The 17,624-nt window shown below is 65.0% G+C and carries 16 protein-coding genes; 7 read left to right on the forward strand and 9 right to left on the reverse strand.

Annotated elements, in window-relative coordinates; all coding sequences use genetic code 11:
* The first annotated feature begins 41 nt into the window (after positions 1-41).
* Positions 42-860, forward strand: a complete 819-nt coding sequence (locus tag ABGT83_RS06740) for a putative ABC transporter permease (RefSeq protein WP_103264574.1) — start codon at positions 42-44, stop codon at positions 858-860.
* Positions 861-899: 39 nt separating this feature from the next.
* Here ABGT83_RS06740 and ABGT83_RS06745 read toward each other — a convergent pair whose 3' ends face one another.
* The 3 genes from ABGT83_RS06745 to ileS are packed head-to-tail and all read right to left on the reverse strand — an operon-like array spanning position 900 to position 5,344.
* Complete coding sequence (locus ABGT83_RS06745; RefSeq protein WP_103264573.1) at positions 900-1,946, reverse strand: RluA family pseudouridine synthase; 1,047 nt, start codon at positions 1,944-1,946, stop codon at positions 900-902.
* On the reverse strand, positions 1,943-2,491 hold the full coding sequence (lspA, locus tag ABGT83_RS06750) for a signal peptidase II (protein WP_103264572.1): 549 nt from the start codon (positions 2,489-2,491) through the stop codon (positions 1,943-1,945). Before lspA ends, ABGT83_RS06745 begins: the two co-directional genes overlap by 4 nt.
* Positions 2,492-2,494: 3 nt before the next feature.
* Positions 2,495-5,344 carry an isoleucine--tRNA ligase gene (gene ileS / locus ABGT83_RS06755; protein ID WP_346686587.1) on the reverse strand — a complete coding sequence of 950 codons (2,850 nt, stop codon included), beginning with the start codon at positions 5,342-5,344 and terminating at the stop codon, positions 2,495-2,497.
* A 224-nt stretch (positions 5,345-5,568) separates the two neighbouring features.
* Between ileS and ABGT83_RS06760 the strand changes: the two genes are divergently transcribed.
* A complete protein-coding gene (locus ABGT83_RS06760) occupies positions 5,569-6,441 on the forward strand; it encodes a DegV family protein (RefSeq protein WP_103264570.1) in 873 nt (290 codons plus the stop codon).
* A gap of 211 nt (positions 6,442-6,652) precedes the next feature.
* Here ABGT83_RS06760 and dinB read toward each other — a convergent pair whose 3' ends face one another.
* Positions 6,653-7,978 carry a DNA polymerase IV gene (gene dinB, locus ABGT83_RS06765; protein ID WP_346686589.1) on the reverse strand — a complete coding sequence of 442 codons (1,326 nt, stop codon included), beginning with the start codon at positions 7,976-7,978 and terminating at the stop codon, positions 6,653-6,655.
* A 186-nt stretch (positions 7,979-8,164) separates the two neighbouring features.
* On the opposite strand from dinB, the gene ABGT83_RS06770 reads away from it, so the two are divergent.
* Complete coding sequence (locus tag ABGT83_RS06770; protein WP_103264568.1) at positions 8,165-9,283, forward strand: pyridoxal phosphate-dependent aminotransferase; 1,119 nt, start codon at positions 8,165-8,167, stop codon at positions 9,281-9,283.
* A gap of 51 nt (positions 9,284-9,334) precedes the next feature.
* Here ABGT83_RS06770 and ABGT83_RS06775 read toward each other — a convergent pair whose 3' ends face one another.
* From ABGT83_RS06775 to ABGT83_RS06795, 5 genes are all read right to left on the reverse strand, one after another.
* The gene (locus ABGT83_RS06775) at positions 9,335-10,951 is read right to left on the reverse strand and encodes a sensor histidine kinase (RefSeq protein ID WP_346686591.1); all 1,617 of its coding nucleotides are present in this window, start codon (positions 10,949-10,951) and stop codon (positions 9,335-9,337) included.
* Positions 10,939-11,601 carry a response regulator transcription factor gene (locus tag ABGT83_RS06780; protein ID WP_103264567.1) on the reverse strand — a complete coding sequence of 221 codons (663 nt, stop codon included), beginning with the start codon at positions 11,599-11,601 and terminating at the stop codon, positions 10,939-10,941. The genes ABGT83_RS06775 and ABGT83_RS06780 overlap by 13 nt, the downstream gene beginning before the upstream one ends.
* A 149-nt stretch (positions 11,602-11,750) precedes the next feature.
* Positions 11,751-12,569: an ABC transporter permease gene (locus ABGT83_RS06785; protein WP_346686593.1), complete on the reverse strand. Its 819-nt coding sequence runs from the start codon at positions 12,567-12,569 to the stop codon at positions 11,751-11,753.
* Positions 12,566-13,342, reverse strand: a complete 777-nt coding sequence (locus tag ABGT83_RS06790) for a hypothetical protein (protein ID WP_346686595.1) — start codon at positions 13,340-13,342, stop codon at positions 12,566-12,568. Before ABGT83_RS06790 ends, ABGT83_RS06785 begins: the two co-directional genes overlap by 4 nt.
* Positions 13,339-14,037 carry a lantibiotic protection ABC transporter ATP-binding protein gene (locus ABGT83_RS06795; RefSeq protein ID WP_346686596.1) on the reverse strand — a complete coding sequence of 233 codons (699 nt, stop codon included), beginning with the start codon at positions 14,035-14,037 and terminating at the stop codon, positions 13,339-13,341. Before ABGT83_RS06795 ends, ABGT83_RS06790 begins: the two co-directional genes overlap by 4 nt.
* A 261-nt stretch (positions 14,038-14,298) precedes the next feature.
* Between ABGT83_RS06795 and ABGT83_RS06800 the strand changes: the two genes are divergently transcribed.
* The 4 genes from ABGT83_RS06800 (at position 14,299) to ABGT83_RS06815 (ending at position 17,576) form a co-directional block, all read left to right on the forward strand.
* Positions 14,299-15,138 carry a hypothetical protein gene (locus ABGT83_RS06800; protein WP_346686598.1) on the forward strand — a complete coding sequence of 280 codons (840 nt, stop codon included), beginning with the start codon at positions 14,299-14,301 and terminating at the stop codon, positions 15,136-15,138.
* Positions 15,139-15,238: 100 nt separating this feature from the next.
* On the forward strand, positions 15,239-15,739 hold the full coding sequence (locus ABGT83_RS06805; RefSeq protein ID WP_103264562.1) for a flavin reductase family protein: 501 nt from the start codon (positions 15,239-15,241) through the stop codon (positions 15,737-15,739).
* A gap of 245 nt (positions 15,740-15,984) precedes the next feature.
* Positions 15,985-16,917 (forward strand): RNA polymerase sigma factor, encoded by a 933-nt coding sequence (locus tag ABGT83_RS06810; RefSeq protein WP_346686600.1) that lies wholly within the window; start codon positions 15,985-15,987, stop codon positions 16,915-16,917.
* Positions 16,896-17,576: a DUF2461 domain-containing protein gene (locus tag ABGT83_RS06815; protein WP_103264560.1), complete on the forward strand. Its 681-nt coding sequence runs from the start codon at positions 16,896-16,898 to the stop codon at positions 17,574-17,576. Before ABGT83_RS06810 ends, ABGT83_RS06815 begins: the two co-directional genes overlap by 22 nt.
* The last annotated feature ends 48 nt before the right edge of the window (positions 17,577-17,624 follow it).

The raw sequence follows: 17,624 nt of genomic DNA on the forward strand, positions 1-17,624 counted from the left end.
CTGATATAGTTTAGCCCATTGGCTTATCGGAGGGCAGGCGAATGGGGAAAGAACCGAAAAAAACGGCGGCGGGGCATGCGCCGCACGGCTCTTTGCCTATCAGCAGACGAAAGGCGGATCGAGACGGCGCTTCTTCCTTTGACGTCCAGTCATCGCCCGGCGTTCTCAGGGAGCTCGGCCAGGAGGTCAAAGAGCAGGTCAAACCCGATAGTGGCTATCTTCGCATCGACTACTTCACGCTGTTCTGGATCTTCGTGGCGGGATGCGTATTCGGCCTTGTCGTAGAGACGGTGTTCCATGCCATTGTGTACGGCGGCTACGAAAGCCGGGCAGGGCTCGTGTGGGGGCCCTTCTCGCCTATCTATGGCGTGGCAGCCGTAGCGCTCACCGCCTTCCTCAACCGGTTTTACCATTCGCACAACCTCATTATTTTCCTGGTCTCCATGCTGCTGGGTTCAGTTATCGAATACTCAGCGAGCCTTATGATGGAGGAGCTCTGGGGCGCGGTTGCCTGGAACTACGATGGCACCTTCGGATCCATTCATGGACGAACGAATTTCGCATTCGGAGTGATGTGGGGACTGCTCGGCCTCGTATGGGTACGCACGGTCCTTCCCGCCATCAAGAACGTTTTCGCCTACGTGAGCGCAAAGAGCCTTGCCGCCCGCCTCTTCACAGGTGCTCTGAGCATATTCCTGGCTCTCGATGTGGTCGTGACGCTGCTCGCGCTTGATCGAGAAAGCCAGCGTGCCATCGGCGTGCCGGCAACCACCTGGGAGCAGCTGTTCTTCGATGAGCACTTTCCCGACGACTACCTCCAATCCCGCATGCAGAACATGAGCGTGTACGGCAGAGATTGACGAAAGCAACCGAGCAGCGAGCGTCTCTCAGACAGGGAGTCAGCCTTCTTCTCCTGCCCCGGCCTCGGTCCGCCCCCTCAGCAGTTCGAGCATTTCCTCGCCCGCCATGGTGCGTCCCAAGCTGCGCGAAGCCAGGCTGTCGAGCGCATCTTGAAGGTCAACGGGCAGCGCATCGAGGAAATGCATCTCCTTCCCCGTGACGGGATGGACAAAGGTAATCTGGAACGAGTGGAGGAACTGTCGCGCGAGTCCAAGATCAGCAGTAGGATCCTTCGGTGCGTTCGCCGTATACGACGGATCGCCTACGAGGGGATGCTTCGCGTATTCCATGTGCACGCGGATCTGATGTGTACGCCCCGTGAACAGCTTACAATCGACGAGGGTGTAACCGTCGTCGCGTGATCCATGCTCGAAGCGCTCGAGCACGCGAAACGTCGTGACCGCCTCGCGAGCCGACGGCGCGTCGCGCACGGCCATGCGCGTGCGCTCGGAGGCGGAACGCGCGATGGGCGCATCGATCATGCCGGTGTCATGCGCAATCACGCCGTGAACGAGCGCCAAGTAGCGGCGATCGACCGCGCGGTCGCGAATATCGGCCATGAGGGCAGAGCCGGTCACATCGTCTTTCGCCGCCAGCATAAGCCCGGTGGTGTCGCGGTCGAGCCGATGCACGATGCCCAGGCGATCATCCTGACCCTGCACGTTGCACAGATTATCCGCGCCGCAATGATAGATGAGCGCATTCACGAGCGTGCCGTCGTCGTGATCGACGGACGGATGACACACGAGACCCGCTTGCTTCGACAACACGATGAGATGCTCGTCCTCGTAGCGGATATCGAGATCGATAGGCTGCCCCGCCACAGGCCCGGGCGTCGGCGCGTTCTCTACCTGGAACACGATGGTGTCGCCTGCGGTCACGGCGTGCTTCTTGGGCACCGTGGAGCCGTTGACGTACACGGCTCCCTCGTCCACGGCCCGAGCGGCCGCACTGCGGCTGGGATACAGTCCGCGCGCGGCGAGGAGCGCGTCGAGGCGCAGCCCCGCGTCAGCAGGGTCGACGATATGGCTCAAAAGGCGCGTCATCGAGCGTCGGATTCCCCGGGGCCTGGCGCAGCCTGGGCATCCGCGCGATCGCCGCGATGCCATGAAAGCAGCATGCCTGCAAGAAACAGAACGAATCCGCACGTCACGCCGATGTCGGCCACGTTGAACACCGGGAAGTCGATGAACACCGGCTCGATAAAGTCCACCACGTAACCGAGCGTAAAGCGATCGAGCGCGTTACCTATGCCGCCCGCCACCACAAGCGCGATCCCCACGATTTCCAGTTTGCCGGCGTTCGGCGAGAACGCGAACAGGTACAGGACCATAATCGCGCACACCACAAGCGACATGACGCCCAGCGCGAACGTCGAATCGCCGAACATGCCCCAGGCCATGCCCGTGTTATGGACGAGATGGAAGCGCACGAGGCCCAGGATGGGTCCCGTGACGAGCTCTCCCTCCGACCACCCGCCCGCGACCCAACCTTTCGTGACCACGTCGAAGGCGAGCCAGACGACGAAGACGGCCGCAAACAACAACGCGGCGCGTCCACGGTGCGACTTTATGGCGTTTGCCTGCTCCACGTGCTACTCGCCCTCCGCATAGCCGAGGGCGTCGAGCGCGTCGCCGCAGCGCTCGCACACATCCGGATGGTTCGGGTTGCCGCCGAGCGCGCGGTAGTTCCAGCAGCGCGGGCACTTCTCGGCCGTCGTGCGCTCCACCTGCGCCGTTATCTCGTCCTCGGATCCGTTGTCCTCGAAACGCACGGCGGCCACGATGAACAGCTCCTCCAGCACGGAGGCGTCGAAGCGCTCCGCGAAGCCCACCAGGGCCTCCGGGCCGCGCACCACGACGCTCGCCTCCTGGCTCTTGTTCACCGCGCCGGCGGTGCGCGCGTCCTCGAGCGCCTTGGTCACGGCGTCGCGCGCCGTCAGCACCATGGAGAACACGGCCGTCTCGCCCGCCGCGCTCGCGGGGATGGCGGGCGCGAAGTCGGACGCCTTCGGCCAGCCGGCAAGCTGCACGCTGCCGGGACGCCCCGCGCGCTCGCGCATGGCCCGGGGGTAGTGCTCCCACACCTCGTCGCACGTGAACGTGAGCACCGGCGCCAGCACGCGCACGAGCACCTCCAGGATGTTCATGAGCACCGTCTGCACGGCGCGGCGACGCGGCGAGTCCGGCGCCTCGGCGTACAGGCGGTCCTTCGTCACGTCCATGTACACGGCCGACAGGTCGTCCACGAAGTCGTAGGTCATGCGGTACACCGTGTTGTAGCGGTACGCGTCGTAGGCCTCCTCCGCGTCCGACAGGTACGACGCCGTCTTCACCATCATGTAGCGGTCGAGCGGCTCCAGCACGTCCCACGCCACCATATCGCGCGCGTCGTCGAAGTCGTCCAGGTTGCCCAGCAGGAAGCGGAACGTGTTGCGGAAGCGGCGGTACGCGTCGGACACCTGCTTGAGGATGTTCTCGGAGATGCTCACGTCCTGCGAGTAGTCGACGCTCGCCACCCACAGGCGCAGCACGTCGGCGCCGTACTTCGCCATGACGTCCGCCGGATCCACGCCGTTGCCGAGCGACTTCGACATCTTGCGGCCCTGCTCGTCCACCGTGAATCCGCAGTGCATGACGGACTTGTACGGCGGCACGCCGTAGGCGCCCATGCTGGTGAGCAGGGAGGACTGGAACCAGCCGCGATGCTGGTCGGAGCCTTCGAGGTACATGTCGGCCGGGAAGCGCAGGCCCTCGGCCTCGCGGTGCTTCAGCACGGAGGTGTGCGACACGCCGCTCTCCCACCACACGTCGAGGATGTCCTTCTCAGGGGTCAGCTCGGTGCAGCCGCACGTCTCGCACTTCACGCCGCGCGGCAGGTAGTCGGACGGATCGTGCGTAAACCACGCATCGGCGCCCTCGCGGTAGAACAGGTCGATCACCGCGTCGAACGTCTCGGCCGTGGCCACGGTGTTGCCGCACTTGGCGCACTTGAACACGGGGATGGGCACGCCCCATGAGCGCTGGCGCGAGATGCACCAGTCGGGACGGTCGGCCACCATGGACCCGATGCGGTTCTTCGCCCATGCGGGGATCCACTCCACCTCGCGGTCGATGGCGTTGAGCGCGTTCTCGCGCAGCGAGTTCTTGTCCATCGACACGAACCACTGGTCGGTGGCGCGGAAGATGACCGGCTCGTGGCAGCGCCAGCAGTGCGGGTAGCTGTGGAGGATCTCCTTCTGGGCCACGAGCGTGCCGCGCTCGCGCAGCCACGCGATGATGGCCGGGTTCGCCTCGTCCACGTCGAGGCCCGCGAAGGGACCCGCCTCGTCGGTGAGCACGCCGTTGTCGTCCACCGGCATGAGCAGCGGCACGTCGAACTCGAGGGCGACCAGGTAGTCGTCCTGGCCGTGGCCGGGGGCGGTGTGCACCGCGCCTGTGCCCGAGTCGAGCGTGACGTGGTCGCCGTAGATGATGGTCCCCTTGAGGTCCTGGCGGATGGGGCACGTGTAGGTCAGTCCGGTGAACTCGCGGCCCTTGAGCGAGACGGGCTCGCCGTCCGCGCCGCGCACGAGGTCGTAGGACTCCCAGTCCGCGATCTCGGCCACCTGCTCCACCAGCTCGCGCGCCATGATCATGTTGGAGCCGTCGGCGACCACCATGACGTAGTCGGCGTCGGGCGCCAGCGACACGGCCGTGTTCGCCGGCAGCGTCCAGGGCGTGGTGGTCCAGATGAGCACGTAGGCGTCGCCCGTCGCGCCGGCGGCCTCGAACATGCCGGGCATGAGGTCCATCTTGAACTTCACGAAGATGGACGGCGACGTCTCGTCGGAGTACTCGATCTCGGCCTCGGCGAGCGCGGTGTGGCAGCGCTTGCACCAGTGGATGGGCTTGCGGCCGCGGTACACCGAGCCGTCGAGGTACATCTTCTTGAACACCTCGACGTTGCCCGCCTCGTAGTTCGGCGTGAAGGTGAGGTACGGATGGTCCCAGTCGGCGTTCACGCCGAGGCGCTTGAAGCCCTCGCGCTGCACGTCGACGTACTTCTCGGCCCACTCGCGGCACAGGCGGCGTAGCGTGGGCTGGTCGATCTTCGCCATCTTCTCGGGCCCGAGGGTCTTCTCCACCATGTGCTCGATGGGCTGGCCGTGGCAGTCCCAGCCCGGCACGTACGGCGTAAAGAAGCCACGCTGCGCATGGGACTTGTTCACGAAGTCCTTGAGGATCTTGTTGAAGGCGTGGCCGATGTGGATGGGGCCGTTGGCGTACGGGGGGCCGTCGTGCAAGATGAAGGGCTTGCCGTCCTTGTTCTTCTCCAGCACGCGCTCGTAGATGCGCTCTTCCTCCCACTTCGCGAGGCGCTTCGGCTCGTTCTCGGGCAGGTTCGCCCGCATCGCGAAGTCGGTCTTGGGCAGGTTCATCGTTTCTTTGTACGTGTTCGCCACGGTTGTGAGTACCTTTCATCCTGTGCATGAGTTTCAGGGCGTTTCCGATTCAAACCTGTATAGTATAGGCGATTGTGCGCGGATTGCACGCGCGCCAGGGGCATATTCCCCTCCCCTCGGCCACATTTCAAAAATGCGACACAAGAAATTGCAGGGAAATAGGTATACTTTAGAAGGTAACCACGGCGCCCTTTCGCGGCGGCCCCGCACATCGGAGGAACGACATGGATTTTGAAATCGTCACCGACTCGAGCAGCAACCTCGTCGAGGAGATGATCGACGAATTCGGGCTGCATATCCTGCCCCTTACCTTCATGGTGGACGGCAAGGAGTACCAGAGCTATCTCAAAGGTCGGCACACCGACCTCAAGCAGTTCTACACCATGATGCGCGAGGGCAAAGTGATCACCACCTCGCTGCCGAACCTGGCCGACTCTGAAGCGCTCATGCGCGGCCTTCTTGAGCAAGGGCGCGATATCCTGTACCTCGGTTTCTCAAGCGGCCTTTCCGGCACGTTCGAGGCCACTGAGTTGCTTATTCGCGACCTTGCATCAGAATTTCCCGAGCGCAAGCTGTACGCGGTCGACACGCTGGCGGCCTCCGGTGGCGAGGGCCTGCTCGTGTGGCACGCCGTGCAGCGCGCCCGCGCCGGCGCCACCATCGGGGAGGTGCGCGACTGGGTGGAGGAGAACAAGTTGCACCTGGCCCACTGGTTCACGGTGGACGACCTTATGTTCCTGTTCCGCGGCGGGCGCGTATCGAAGACGGCAGCCTGGGCAGGCACCATGCTCAACATCAAGCCGGTCATGCACGTGGACGACGATGGGCACCTCATCCCCCTCGAAAAGGTGCGCGGGCGCAAGAAGTCTCTGAACGCGCTCGTTGACCATATGGAGAAGAGCGCCGTCCAACCCATTGACAACCAGATGGTGTTCATCACGCACGGCGACTGCCTGGAGGAGGCCGAGTACGTGGCCGATCAGGTGAAGGAGCGCTTCGGCGTGAAAGAAGTCGTCATCAACTACGTCGACCCCGTCATCGGCGCGCACTCCGGTCCCGGCACGATGGCCCTGTTCTTCCTGGCCGACAAGCGCTAGGCTCTTTCCACCTGATTTAACCTGCCGGGGAGGCCGGCAGGGCATGCCGTGCTCGGACAGTCCTGAGCTCGCGCGAAGCGTCCACAGGACGCTTCGGCTCGTGCGGAACTGCGCGAGGCATGCCCCGTTGGCCTCCCTTCGTCGTTTGCAGGCTGTAAACTGGGGGGCTTGCGACCGGCTTCGCTTTGGGGAACAACCTGCGATGCTTCTCTTACTTGTAATCCGCCGGGTTCTTGCTGGACGAGCCGGTCGTGTTCTCCTCGTTGCGCAGCTCGCGTCCGAAACGGACGGCTGTCTCGCCGAAACGATTCTTCACGAGGTCGGTTGCCTCGATGAGACCGCGACGCTTGCACTTGTCGCGCACGACAGGCTCGACGTCGCCTGTCGACGGTGCGGCTTCGGTTACGTCGAACAGGCTCTCCTGCACAGCGCCCTCTTCCTCGAAGCCGCTCATACCCACGCCGATGAGCCGCACAGGCGTACCGGGCCGCCATACCTCGTCTATCATACGGTACAAAAGGGGCGTGTACGCCAGCTCGTCATCGCTCGGTTCGATCAGCTGTCGCTGCACCGATCGCACGCTCAGATCGTCGAACTTTACGCGGAGGGCCAGCGTGCGGCCGCGGAGGCCCTTGCGCCGCAGGCGCCGGCCTACCTTCGCAGCCATGGTGGCTATAGCCGCCTCCACATCCTGGCGTTTCGTGAGGTCATGAGCGAACGTCATCTCGTTCGACACCGATTTCACCTCGTCGTCCTGCTCGACAGGCGCGTCATCGCCGCCGTTGGCCCGCACGTACATCACGCGCCCCAGCTTGCCGAACACGCGCTCGAGCATGCGCAGGTCGGCGTCGGCCAGCTGCCCGAGCGTGCAGATACCGCGCGATCTCAGCTTCTCCTCGGCCGCCGCGCCGATCCCGCTCATCGTGCGCACGGGCAACGGCGCCAAAAAGTCGCGCTCGCCGCCGGGGTACACCAAGGTCAAGCCCCGCGGCTTGTCCATGTCGGAGGCGATCTTCGCGATAGTCTTCGACGTGCCAACGCCGATCGAGCACGTCACGCCCTGTTCCTCCACGCGGCGCTGGATGCGCTCTGCCACCCGCGCCGGATGCTCGCGGTTCACCGCGGTTGGCGTGACGTCGAGGAACGCCTCGTCGATGCTCACCTGCTGCACGTGCGGCGTTTCGGCACGAAGGATTCCCATAATGGCATCGGACATCTCGCGGTAGCGGTCGAAGTGCCCATGCGTCCAGATGGCATCGGGACAGAGGCGCTTGGCCGTGGAGGACGGCATGGCGCTTCGCACGCCGAAGGGGCGCGCTTCGTAGGATGCCGTGGATACCACGCCGTGCTTGTCGGGATCGCCCCCCACGATGACGGGCTTGCCGCGCCAAGCAGGATGGTCGAGTTGCTCGACCGAAGCGAAAAACGCATCGAGATCCACGAGCAGGATAGCGGGCCCCTCCCAGGGATCAAGCGGCGGCAGCCCGCCGCCGACGGCAGGTTCTTCGAAACGCGTATGCTGAAATCTATCGGTCATTGCCTGAATAAGTCTACCATGCGCGGCTCGCATGCAACCAATTTGTGCTAGGATATGGATTCTCGTCCCGCTTCCGGGGCGTGAGCATTGCAAGCGAGACCGCACACCCGCTAGCTGGAACATCCCTCCGGTTCAGACATCGAGCTCATCTGCGGTCCGACAAGGACATGCCGGAAAGGAGAGACGATGCGAGCCGATGCGCGTCCCAACGTGCGCGACTGCGTGACCGCACTGCCTGAGCAGCTGCTCTCCCCTCCTTACGAGCTCCGCACTGAGATGAACTGGATAGACTTCTCAGGCACGGCCAATCCACTCGGCACGCCTCCCTCGTTTATTGAGGCTATGAAGTGCGCGTTGGAGGCCGGAGAGTTGAACTACCCTCCCGATCGCGAGGCTCATGCGCTCAGAAGCGTGCTCGCACGCAAGTTCGGGCTTCCCGTCGGGTCGTTTCTCGTGGGTTCCACCGTTGGCGACATGGTGCGCGCCGTCGCTCAAACCTATCAGCCCTGCACCGTGGGCGTCGCCGTGCCGGGACCGGTCGAGTACGCCCTCGCCGCAGGAAACGCCGGGCACCGCGTCGTGGACATCGCCAGCCCTGCAGGCTTCGTGGTGCCCGACCCCTCGGCCGCCGAGCGCTGCGGCATCGAATTCGACGCGGCTGTGCTGGCCAATCCAGGATACCCGACAAGCCGCCTCTTGCCGGTGCCGACGCTTCTCGCATATCTGAAGTCCTGCACCTGGGTGGTAGTCGACGAGCGCTCGATCGAACTCACGCTCGGCGGGGAGAGCATGGTGCCGCTCGTGTCCGAGCATCGCAACCTCATCGTGGTGCGATCGCTCTGCGAGCCATTCGCCATGCCGGGCATTCCCGTGAGTTACTGCATCGCCCATACCGATACCATCGCTCAGATCGCGCGCTTCTACGACAGTTCCGGCGTTCCGATGTTCGCCGAGGTCATAGGAGAGCTTGCACTCGCCGAGACCGAGCACCTGGAACGAACGCGCGAGTTCCTAGACGCCGAGATCCCCTGGATGCAGTGCATGCTTAACCTCATTCCAGGCATCGACATCTTTCCCGCCGAGGCGAACTATGTCATGTGCACCTTCGATGGCGGATCGGATCTCGATCTAGGCGTCTCGAGCACCGACGAGCTGGCAAGTCGCCTTCAACTCGCCGGCTTCCTCATCCGCAAGCTTGAGAGCACGACCGGTCTGGACGAGCGGTTCTTCTGCGTGGCTGTTCGCACGCGCGCCGACAACGAGAAGCTCATCGCTGCGCTTCGCGAAATCATCATACGGCGTTGAGTCGGAGTGCTTGCAGCGTCTGATCCGAATGCCCGGCTACGCCGGTATCGACTACACGAGGGGGATGCGCAGCGTAGCACAGGCCCCTGTTCCATCCTCTCGGTTCGCCAGATCGAGCCTTCCTCCATGGCGCTGCGCGATGGAGGCCGCAATGGACAGACCCAATCCACTATGGTCGCCAACCGTACGTGCCGAATCTCCGCGCCAAAAGCGCTCGACGGCATGCACGAGGGCCTGCGCCGAAAAGCCGGGTCCTTCGTCTCTCACGCGAATTGAGAGCATTGCGGAATCGGAAGCTCCGTGCGTTCGGACTGCGCTCCCTTCTACCTGAACACTGCCGCCCGCGCCGCCGTTCCCGCCATACTCATCCGCCGGCTCATCGTAAGCTGGCGCTGCCGGATCCTCGACCGTGAAAGAGAGTTCGACCGTCGAGTCTGCAGGCGCATGATCCACGGCGTTCGCCACAAGATTCATGACAGCGCGCGCGAGCAGCTCCTCGTCACCTGGAACGCTCTCCGGTAGCGCACGCTCGTTGTACGAGAGCCTGACTCGCCCCGTCGCCGCAAGCGCCTCGGCCTGTCTGCACATATCGGCCGCGAACGGACGCAGTGCCAGCTTCGATCGGATCCTGCCGTCCTTGTCCTGATCATCCGCAGCGACAGACACCTCCAGAAGCGCCGTGAGCATCCGCTGCATCTGAGTGCAGCCCGCGGCCGCATCGATCGCGCATGCACGCGCCTCCACGCCCAGGTCTTCTTCCAAAAGCATGTCCAAGTTGCCGCGCACCACGGTGAGCGGAGTCTTCAAATCATGAGCGAGCGCAGCCACCTGGTCGCGTTGACGCCGTTCTGAACGCCAGCGTGCATCGAGCGATTCCTCAAGCGAGCTTCGCATGCGCTCCATAGCCGCGAGCACCATGTCGATCTCCTTCACGTTGCTGCTGCCCACGTCAAAATCCAGATCTCGATCCTCAATGCGCCCTGCAGCCCGGACGAGGGGATCCATTTTCCGCTGCAGCACGTGCGAGGCACGCGCGGCGATACCGACGAGCGCGACGAGCGACAACAGGGCGAACAAGGCGAGAAGCAGGTTCTGCGGGTTAGGCAGCGCATCACGCACCTCCTTCGATACGAACTGAGGCAGATAGTCGTGCATCAGCACGCACACCGATCCGTCAGCCAGTTCGACCGGATCATAACGGGTCGTACTGAGCGCCCCGTACTCGACGGACAAGCCATCAAACGCAGCGGCGTGCATCGCTTCCTGGGTGCTCTCGGACGCATCTCCGGCTACGTACGCACCGTCTGCCGCGAACACAGCCCAGCGGAAGCTCGACGGTACCGCACCATCGATCGCCTCCACGTCGTTCGAACCAAGCGGGGCGAGACGTTCCGATGTCTCCGCGAGCATCGTGTCGCCGTAGTTGGCCGGATACGCGACGCCCGTCTCCAAGAGCAGACCAAATGCGATGTACACGCACAGCGCGAGCGCGATGGTCACCGCCAGCACATAGAAGAAGTAGCGTAGGATGAGCGCGCTCAGGGGGAAACGCAGACCGCGCTTCGCGCCCGCCGCCTTGGAATCCGGGGCTGCGGCAGGATCGACCATGCCCGACCAAAAGGACGCACGGCCAGCGTCGTCGCAACGCACTTTCGTTACAGATTCCATGCGTACCCCATCCCCCACACCGTGCGCAGCGGATCGACACCGCGCTCCTTGAACTTCGCCCGCAGATTGCCCACGTGCACCGGCACGGATGCTCCTTTCGCACCGACGTCCCAGCCGAAGGCCGACTCGGCAATCTGATCGCGCGAGAACACCTGACCGGGATGACGTGCCAAGAACTCGCAGATAGCGTACTCGCTCGGCGTGAGCGCCACCTCGGCTCCTGCGACGTAAGCCATCCTCGATCCCAGGTCAAGCCGCACATCGTCGAACGTGAGCGCATGAGTGCGCTCTCGTCGCTCGCGCCGAAGATGCGCCGCCACCTTTGCGCGCAGCTCGGCCGCGCCGAAGGGCTTGCGCATGTAGTCGTCCGCGCCCACGCCCAGACCGAACACGGCATCCTCCTCCGCGGCCTTCGCCGTGAGGAACACGATGGGCGCATCCGTGCGCTGACGGACGATGCGGCACAGCTCGAAACCGTCCATGCCGGGCATCATCACATCGAGCAGCACGAGGTCGTAGCGCTCGGGATGCGCAGCGAGCGCCTCCTCGGCGCACGCCGCGCAGCGTACGTCGTGGCCGTCCTTGATCAGCACGCGCGCAAGCAGGTTCCTGATCGCCGGCTCGTCGTCCACCGCCAGTATCCGCGCCATCCGCGATCTCCTTCCTATCGCCGCCGAGTGTAACATGGGTCCTCGTTTCCGTACCCGCCCGAATCTCGATCCTGCATTGTCGTCCGAAGAGCGCGATTTCTCCCGCGGCAACCAGCATCGGGCAACGATGCGGACGAAGCGGGTACGCTCTATTCCCCGCCGCGCCGGCCTTCGAAACGGTTCGCGCAGGCCAGCACCGCGGCTGCCACGACGGCCGTCAGGACGACGCATGCGAGCGCCACCGTTATCCAGGCCGACGCGAGCGCCCGGGCCTGGCCGGCCGCGCCCATCGCCGAGGCGATGGACGCCTCGAGGGGCAGCGTCGCCAGGCGAGACGGCCAGGCGAACGGCACGAGCGCGGCCGCCTCGACGCCCAGCGCGCCCGACAGCGTTCCCGTCACCAGCCCGTTCGCCAGCCCGCCGAGCAGCGCCATGGCGGCGATGAACCCGAGCGCTCCCAGGCCGATGGACGCGTTGCGCCCCCACTTCAGCGCCACGATCAGGAAGATCGCGTACGAGCACGCGCTTCCCAGCGCGATGCCCAGCACGGCCAGCGCGAGGGCCGGAAGCTCCGGCATCGGGCGCCCGGCCAGCGCGAGGGCCGCGCAGAACAGCACCGCCGCCCAGGCAGCCGCCGCGAGGCCGAGCCCCAAAAGCGCGACGATCTTCGCCGCGAGCGCGCTTCTGCGCGACGACACGCCCAAGAGGTTCGCCGCCTCGCCCGCCCGCTGCTCCGCGTCGGCCGCCAGCCCGCACGAGATGCCCGCCAAAAGCGGCGCGCCGGCGCCGAGCAGCTGGAAGAACGCGTCGGTCCCCATGAGCGAATCCCAGGCCGAGAACGCGAAGTACGCGCCCGCCAGCCCGCCGAGGACCGTCGCCAACACCGCATGGAGCCACACGAGGGGCGAGCGGCGCAACCGCGCCGCCTCCGAGCGCAGCGCGTGCGCGAACGTCACCCGCGCCATCATGCGGCCTCGCGCTTCGAGAACCACGCCGCCCCGACGATGGCGAGCGCCGCGAACAGGGCGAGGGCCACCGCGATGCCACACGCGGCGTCCCCGCCGAAGGTGCCGAGCGCGTCTCCCGCCTCGAGCGGCACGCCCGAGGGCGCCACGCCCAAGAGCGGCGCTACCGCGCACAGCGTCGTGGCCGGGGGAAACGCGAACCACGCGCCCGACGTCCACAGCGCGATGCCCACGCCCACCTGCGCCAAAGCCGGAATCGCGATGCCGGCGAGCGTGCCGAAGCGCAGGGTCAGCGCGAGCGCGGCGGGAACCATCCACGAGCTGGCGACGGTCAGCAGGACCGCCGCGGCCAGCCCTTCGGCGAAGCTCGGCCCCTCGGCGCCGAGCGCCGTGAGCACCGTCGAGCAGGCGAGCACGACGAGGTTCGCCCCCAGCACGAGCGCGAGCGCGTAGGCCACCTTGGCCCACCACGTGCGCGCCGGCGGCAGCGGAAGCCCGAGCACCGGGCGCAGCTTCTGCCGCGCGTCGAGGTTCGCGATGGACGCGCAGATGAGCGCGATGGCCACCGGCATCATGAGCGCGTACCAGTAGTTCCACAAGCACGTCGCGATGCCGCCGATGGCGCCCGTGCCCGGGATCACGCCCGAGGACAGCACGCCCAGCGCGCAGAACGGCAGCGGCGCGATGAGCGCCACCTTGCGCGGGGCGCCGCGGCGGCCCTTGAGCACCTCCGCCTTGAACACGGAGGGAAACGTTCCCGCTTCGGCTCCCATCATGCCACCGCCTTCCCCATGCACACGTCCATGAACAGCCTCTCCAGATCGACGCCCGCGTCGAGCGGCGCCTCAAAGGCCAGCCGGCCCTCCACGATGATGCCGACGAGGTCGGCCACGTGCTCCACTTCGTTCAAGATATGGCTCGACAGCACCACGGTGATGCCGCGCTCCGGGAACGACCGGATGAGCGCGCGCAGCTCCTGGATGCCCACCGGGTCGAGGCCGTTCGTCGGCTCGTCGAGGATGAGCAGGCGCGGGCTGCCCACGAGCGCGAGCGCGATGCCGAGGCGCTGCTTCATGCCAAGCGAGAACTGCCCCGCCCGCTTCGAGCCCGTATGGGCGAGCTCCACCGTGGCCAGCGCCTCGTCGATGCGGCTTTCGGGCACGCCCAAGAGCGTCGTGCGCACGCGCAGGTTCTCGCGCGCGGTGAGGTTGTCGTAGAGCGGCGGCGTCTCGATGAGCGCGCCGATGCCGTCGAGGTCGGCGCGCGTCCACGGGCGCCCCGCGAAGGCGATGCTGCCCGACGTGGGGCGCAGCATGCCGCACACCATTTTAAGCAGCGTCGACTTCCCCGCGCCGTTTGGCCCCAAAAGGCCGTACACCGAGCCCTCCGGCACGTGCAGCGACACATGATCGACCGCCGTCTGTCCCTTGAACGTCTTCGTGATCGCGTTCGTTTCCAGCATATATGCCATTCGTTTTCCTTTCTCTAGCTTCGAGAACAGGATGCGCCTCGTTTCTAAAGATTCGTTAAAGGATGGGGAAGCTTTCCTGAACATATGCTCTCCCTTGCGCGCAAAGGAGAGCATGCGCGCTGCAAAGCGTCCTCTTGTCATGCGATTCCGTACGCGCTGTACGCGTCATCCTGATCCTACGTCAAGGCTCTGGCGTGCCGGCCGCCTGCTCGCGTTATACTGATCTCGTATCGTCGCGCGATCCCGGGAGGATGAAACCGCATGGCCTTTTTGCGCCCCGATTTAGTTTTGGCCGAGAAGGTGCTCGCCATAGGCGGCCTTGTTGCGTTGTTCGGGGGGTTCGCAGCGCTCATATATGGGGAGTTCGCCCCTTCCGTGGGATTCCAAGGCCTCGTCGACCAGGGCATCGGCGGCGCGGGCTTCTTGGCCATGGGGGCCGGCGTTCTTTGCTTCGTGCCGCTCGTCGCGCGCGACCCATGGCGCGCGCGTCCGCGCACCTCGGAGGGGCGACGCATGGCACGGCGCAAGGCAGCGCGGGAGGCGTGCATCATCGCGCTCAACCTCGTATGCTACGTCGGCACGGCGTTCGTCGCGCTCGGTGCCCTTACCGCGCTCGACCGCGCGCCGATAGCCGCAGGCGCGACGTTCGTGCTCTGCGTCGCCACGTTTCTACTGTACCGACGGCACCGCAAGAGGAACCGCCAAACATACGAACTGATCAAGCCTATCGGCATCGTGCTCGTTATGCTCGCGTTCAGCGCGGCGGCGGCAACAGCGGGCGGCCTGCAGGCTTCGCGCGCGGCCGCCGACACCCTCGAAGGCCCTCGAAAGCAGACATGCGTCCTGAGCGGATTCGACGAGCACCGCCCCACTGGCCGCTTCGCTTCACTGAGCACCGCGGAGCTCGTCGTCGAATTCATCGGAGAGGACGGCCAATCTGTGCGCCTGTCCATCAAGGAACAGGACCGCGCCGTGCTCCGGCAGATTGTGGACGCCAACGGCATTGCGCGCATTACATACTATCCCCGCACCGGCGTGTTCGTAGACGCCGAGCCTCTCGGGGAGAACCGCGCAACCGACGGCATCTCAGGGGCAAGTTGAGAGATCCTGCCGGTGGCCCTTCCGCATGCATTAACGAACAGCCGACGCTTTGGAGTACAATGCGGGGACTACGTCACCGAAGCGAAGGAGCGGACGTCCTATGAGAGAAATAAACGCAGGCGAGATCGACCGCAACGTGTTCGATCTCATCGGCTCGGACTGGATGCTAGTCGCGGCGGGCGACGAGCGACGAGCGAACGCCATGACGGCGAGCTGGGGCGGCCTCGGCGTCGTCTGGGGAAGGCCAGCCGCTACCATCTACCTGCGCCCGCAGCGCTACACGAAGGAGTTCGTCGACGTACAGAGCACCTTCTCGCTGAGCTTCTTCGGCGAAGGCTACCGCGATGCGCTCAAGTACTTCGGCAGCGTGTCAGGACGCGATGAGGAGAAGATCGCGAAATCGGGCCTTTCGACGGCGTTCGCCGACGGCACGCCGTACTTCACCGAGGCCTCGCTCGTGTTCGTCTGCCGCAAAGCCTACGCGCAGCCGCTCGAAGAGGGCTGCTTCGTCGACAATCAGGCCATAAGCGCATGGTACCCGCAAAAGGACTTCCACACGCTCTACATCGGATCTATCGAAAAGGTGCTGGTCCAAGACTGACGTGGCGCCGCATCGAGTATGGTCGCTTTGCGCAGCCGATGCGCAAAGCGACCACATGCCTGCATCCTGCGCTGCACGCAACAACCCGCGCCTTTGACAAGGCGGTTGCGCCGCCGCATCGTGCGCCGCCCGCACCGCTCTCCTTGCATCTCCACGCGGTTGCTCGATTTTTTCCGGATTTTCTCCCGATCGCCTGTCACGAAGCCGCTCGCACTCGTGTCTAATGAATGTAGGAGGTGCGAATCATGACAGACGAGACCGTATCGCTTGACGCCGCGCTCGCAGGAGACGAGGCGGCTTTGGAAGAACTGCTCGCACGTGTGCAGGACGATGTGTTCAATCTCGCGCTCAGAATGCTCGGCACGGTGCCCGACGCCGAAGACGCAACCCAGGAGGTGCTGATAAAGGCCATCACGCGGCTTTCGAGCTTCCGAAGGGAGAGCTCGTTTTCCACCTGGGTGTACCGCATCGCGCTCAACCACCTGGCGACATACCGCAAGGGCCTGTTCGCACGATTCCCGGTAAGCTTCGACATCTACAGCGAGGACATCGTCAGCGGCCGCGAACGAGACGTGCCCGACCTCTCGGGCAGCGTGGACCGCGACCTGCTTGCGCGCGAATTGAAGCTGTCGTGCATGAACGGCATGCTGCAGTGCCTGGACGCCGAGGGGCGCAGCGCGTTCGTGCTGGGCACCATGTTCAAGCTGGACAGCCGCGTGGCGGCCGATGCGCTGGGCATCACGCCCGAAGCGTACCGCAAGCGCCTCTCGCGCGCGCGGGCCCGCATGGCGGAGTTCCTCTCGACGTACTGCAGCGCAGCCGGCAGCGATACGTGCCGCTGCGAACGTCGCATCGACTACGCCATCGCGACGAAGCGCATCGATCCTGTCCGCCTCGATTGGCAAAGCCTGAAGCGCGTCGAAGAAGCTCCGGACGGCGAGCGTATCGGCGAACCGGCGAGCGAAAGCAGCGCGCACGCCGGCGACGTCGAAACGAGGACCGATGCGATGGAGAGGCTCGACGACGCAGCCGGGTTGTTCGCCTCGCTTCCACGCTATCGCTGCCCGGACGGGGCCGCCTCGTTCATCAAAGACCTCATTGCATCCGGCGACTTCAAGCAGGCCGTCGGAGACCGACCCGAAAGGAGCGCACGACCATGGACATGCAAGGAGCATTAGCGTACCTGTCCGACCTCGAACACAACAACAACCGCACGTGGTTCCACGACACGAAAGCTCGGCGCGACGAAGCGCAGCAGGCCTTCGAGGCGCTCTTATCCGACCTCATGGAGCGCATCGGCGCGTTCGATCCGTCCGTTTTGGGCCGCGATCCGAAATCGCTCACGTTCAAATTCCCGCGCGACACGCGCTTCTCGCACGATAAGTCGCCCTACAACCCCTCGCTGCGCGCGCATATCGGCCCGGCCGGAAAGCTGCCCGTGCCGGTAGGGTACTACCTCATGATCCAGCCCGACGGCCGGTCGTTCCTCGGCGGGGGATTGTTCGCCGGCATGTTCAAGGACGCGACCGCCCGCGTGCGCCGTGCGATCGCCGAGCGGGGCGACGAATGGGAGGCCCTCATCGCCGATCCTGCGGGTGTCGGCTGCTTCACCGTGGAAGGCGAAGCGCTCAAACGAGTGCCGCAAGAGTTCGATCCCGATCATCCGCAAGGCTCCTGGCTCAAGCACAAGAGCTGGTACATCGAACATCACGTGCCCGACGAAGAGGTGTCCGCGACCGGCTTCGTCGACGCTGCGGCGGCGACGTTCGAGCGCATGCAGCCTCTCAATGCGTTCCTTAATCGAGCGCTCGAGGGCTTCGAGATGCCGGCGCGGTAGCGCGTCGATCGCCGCAGGCCGCTGCGGGCGGCTGCGACGAACGCGGAT

The organism is Enteroscipio rubneri (genome assembly GCF_963929405.1).
GTDB classification, from domain to species: domain Bacteria; phylum Actinomycetota; class Coriobacteriia; order Coriobacteriales; family Eggerthellaceae; genus Enteroscipio; species Enteroscipio rubneri.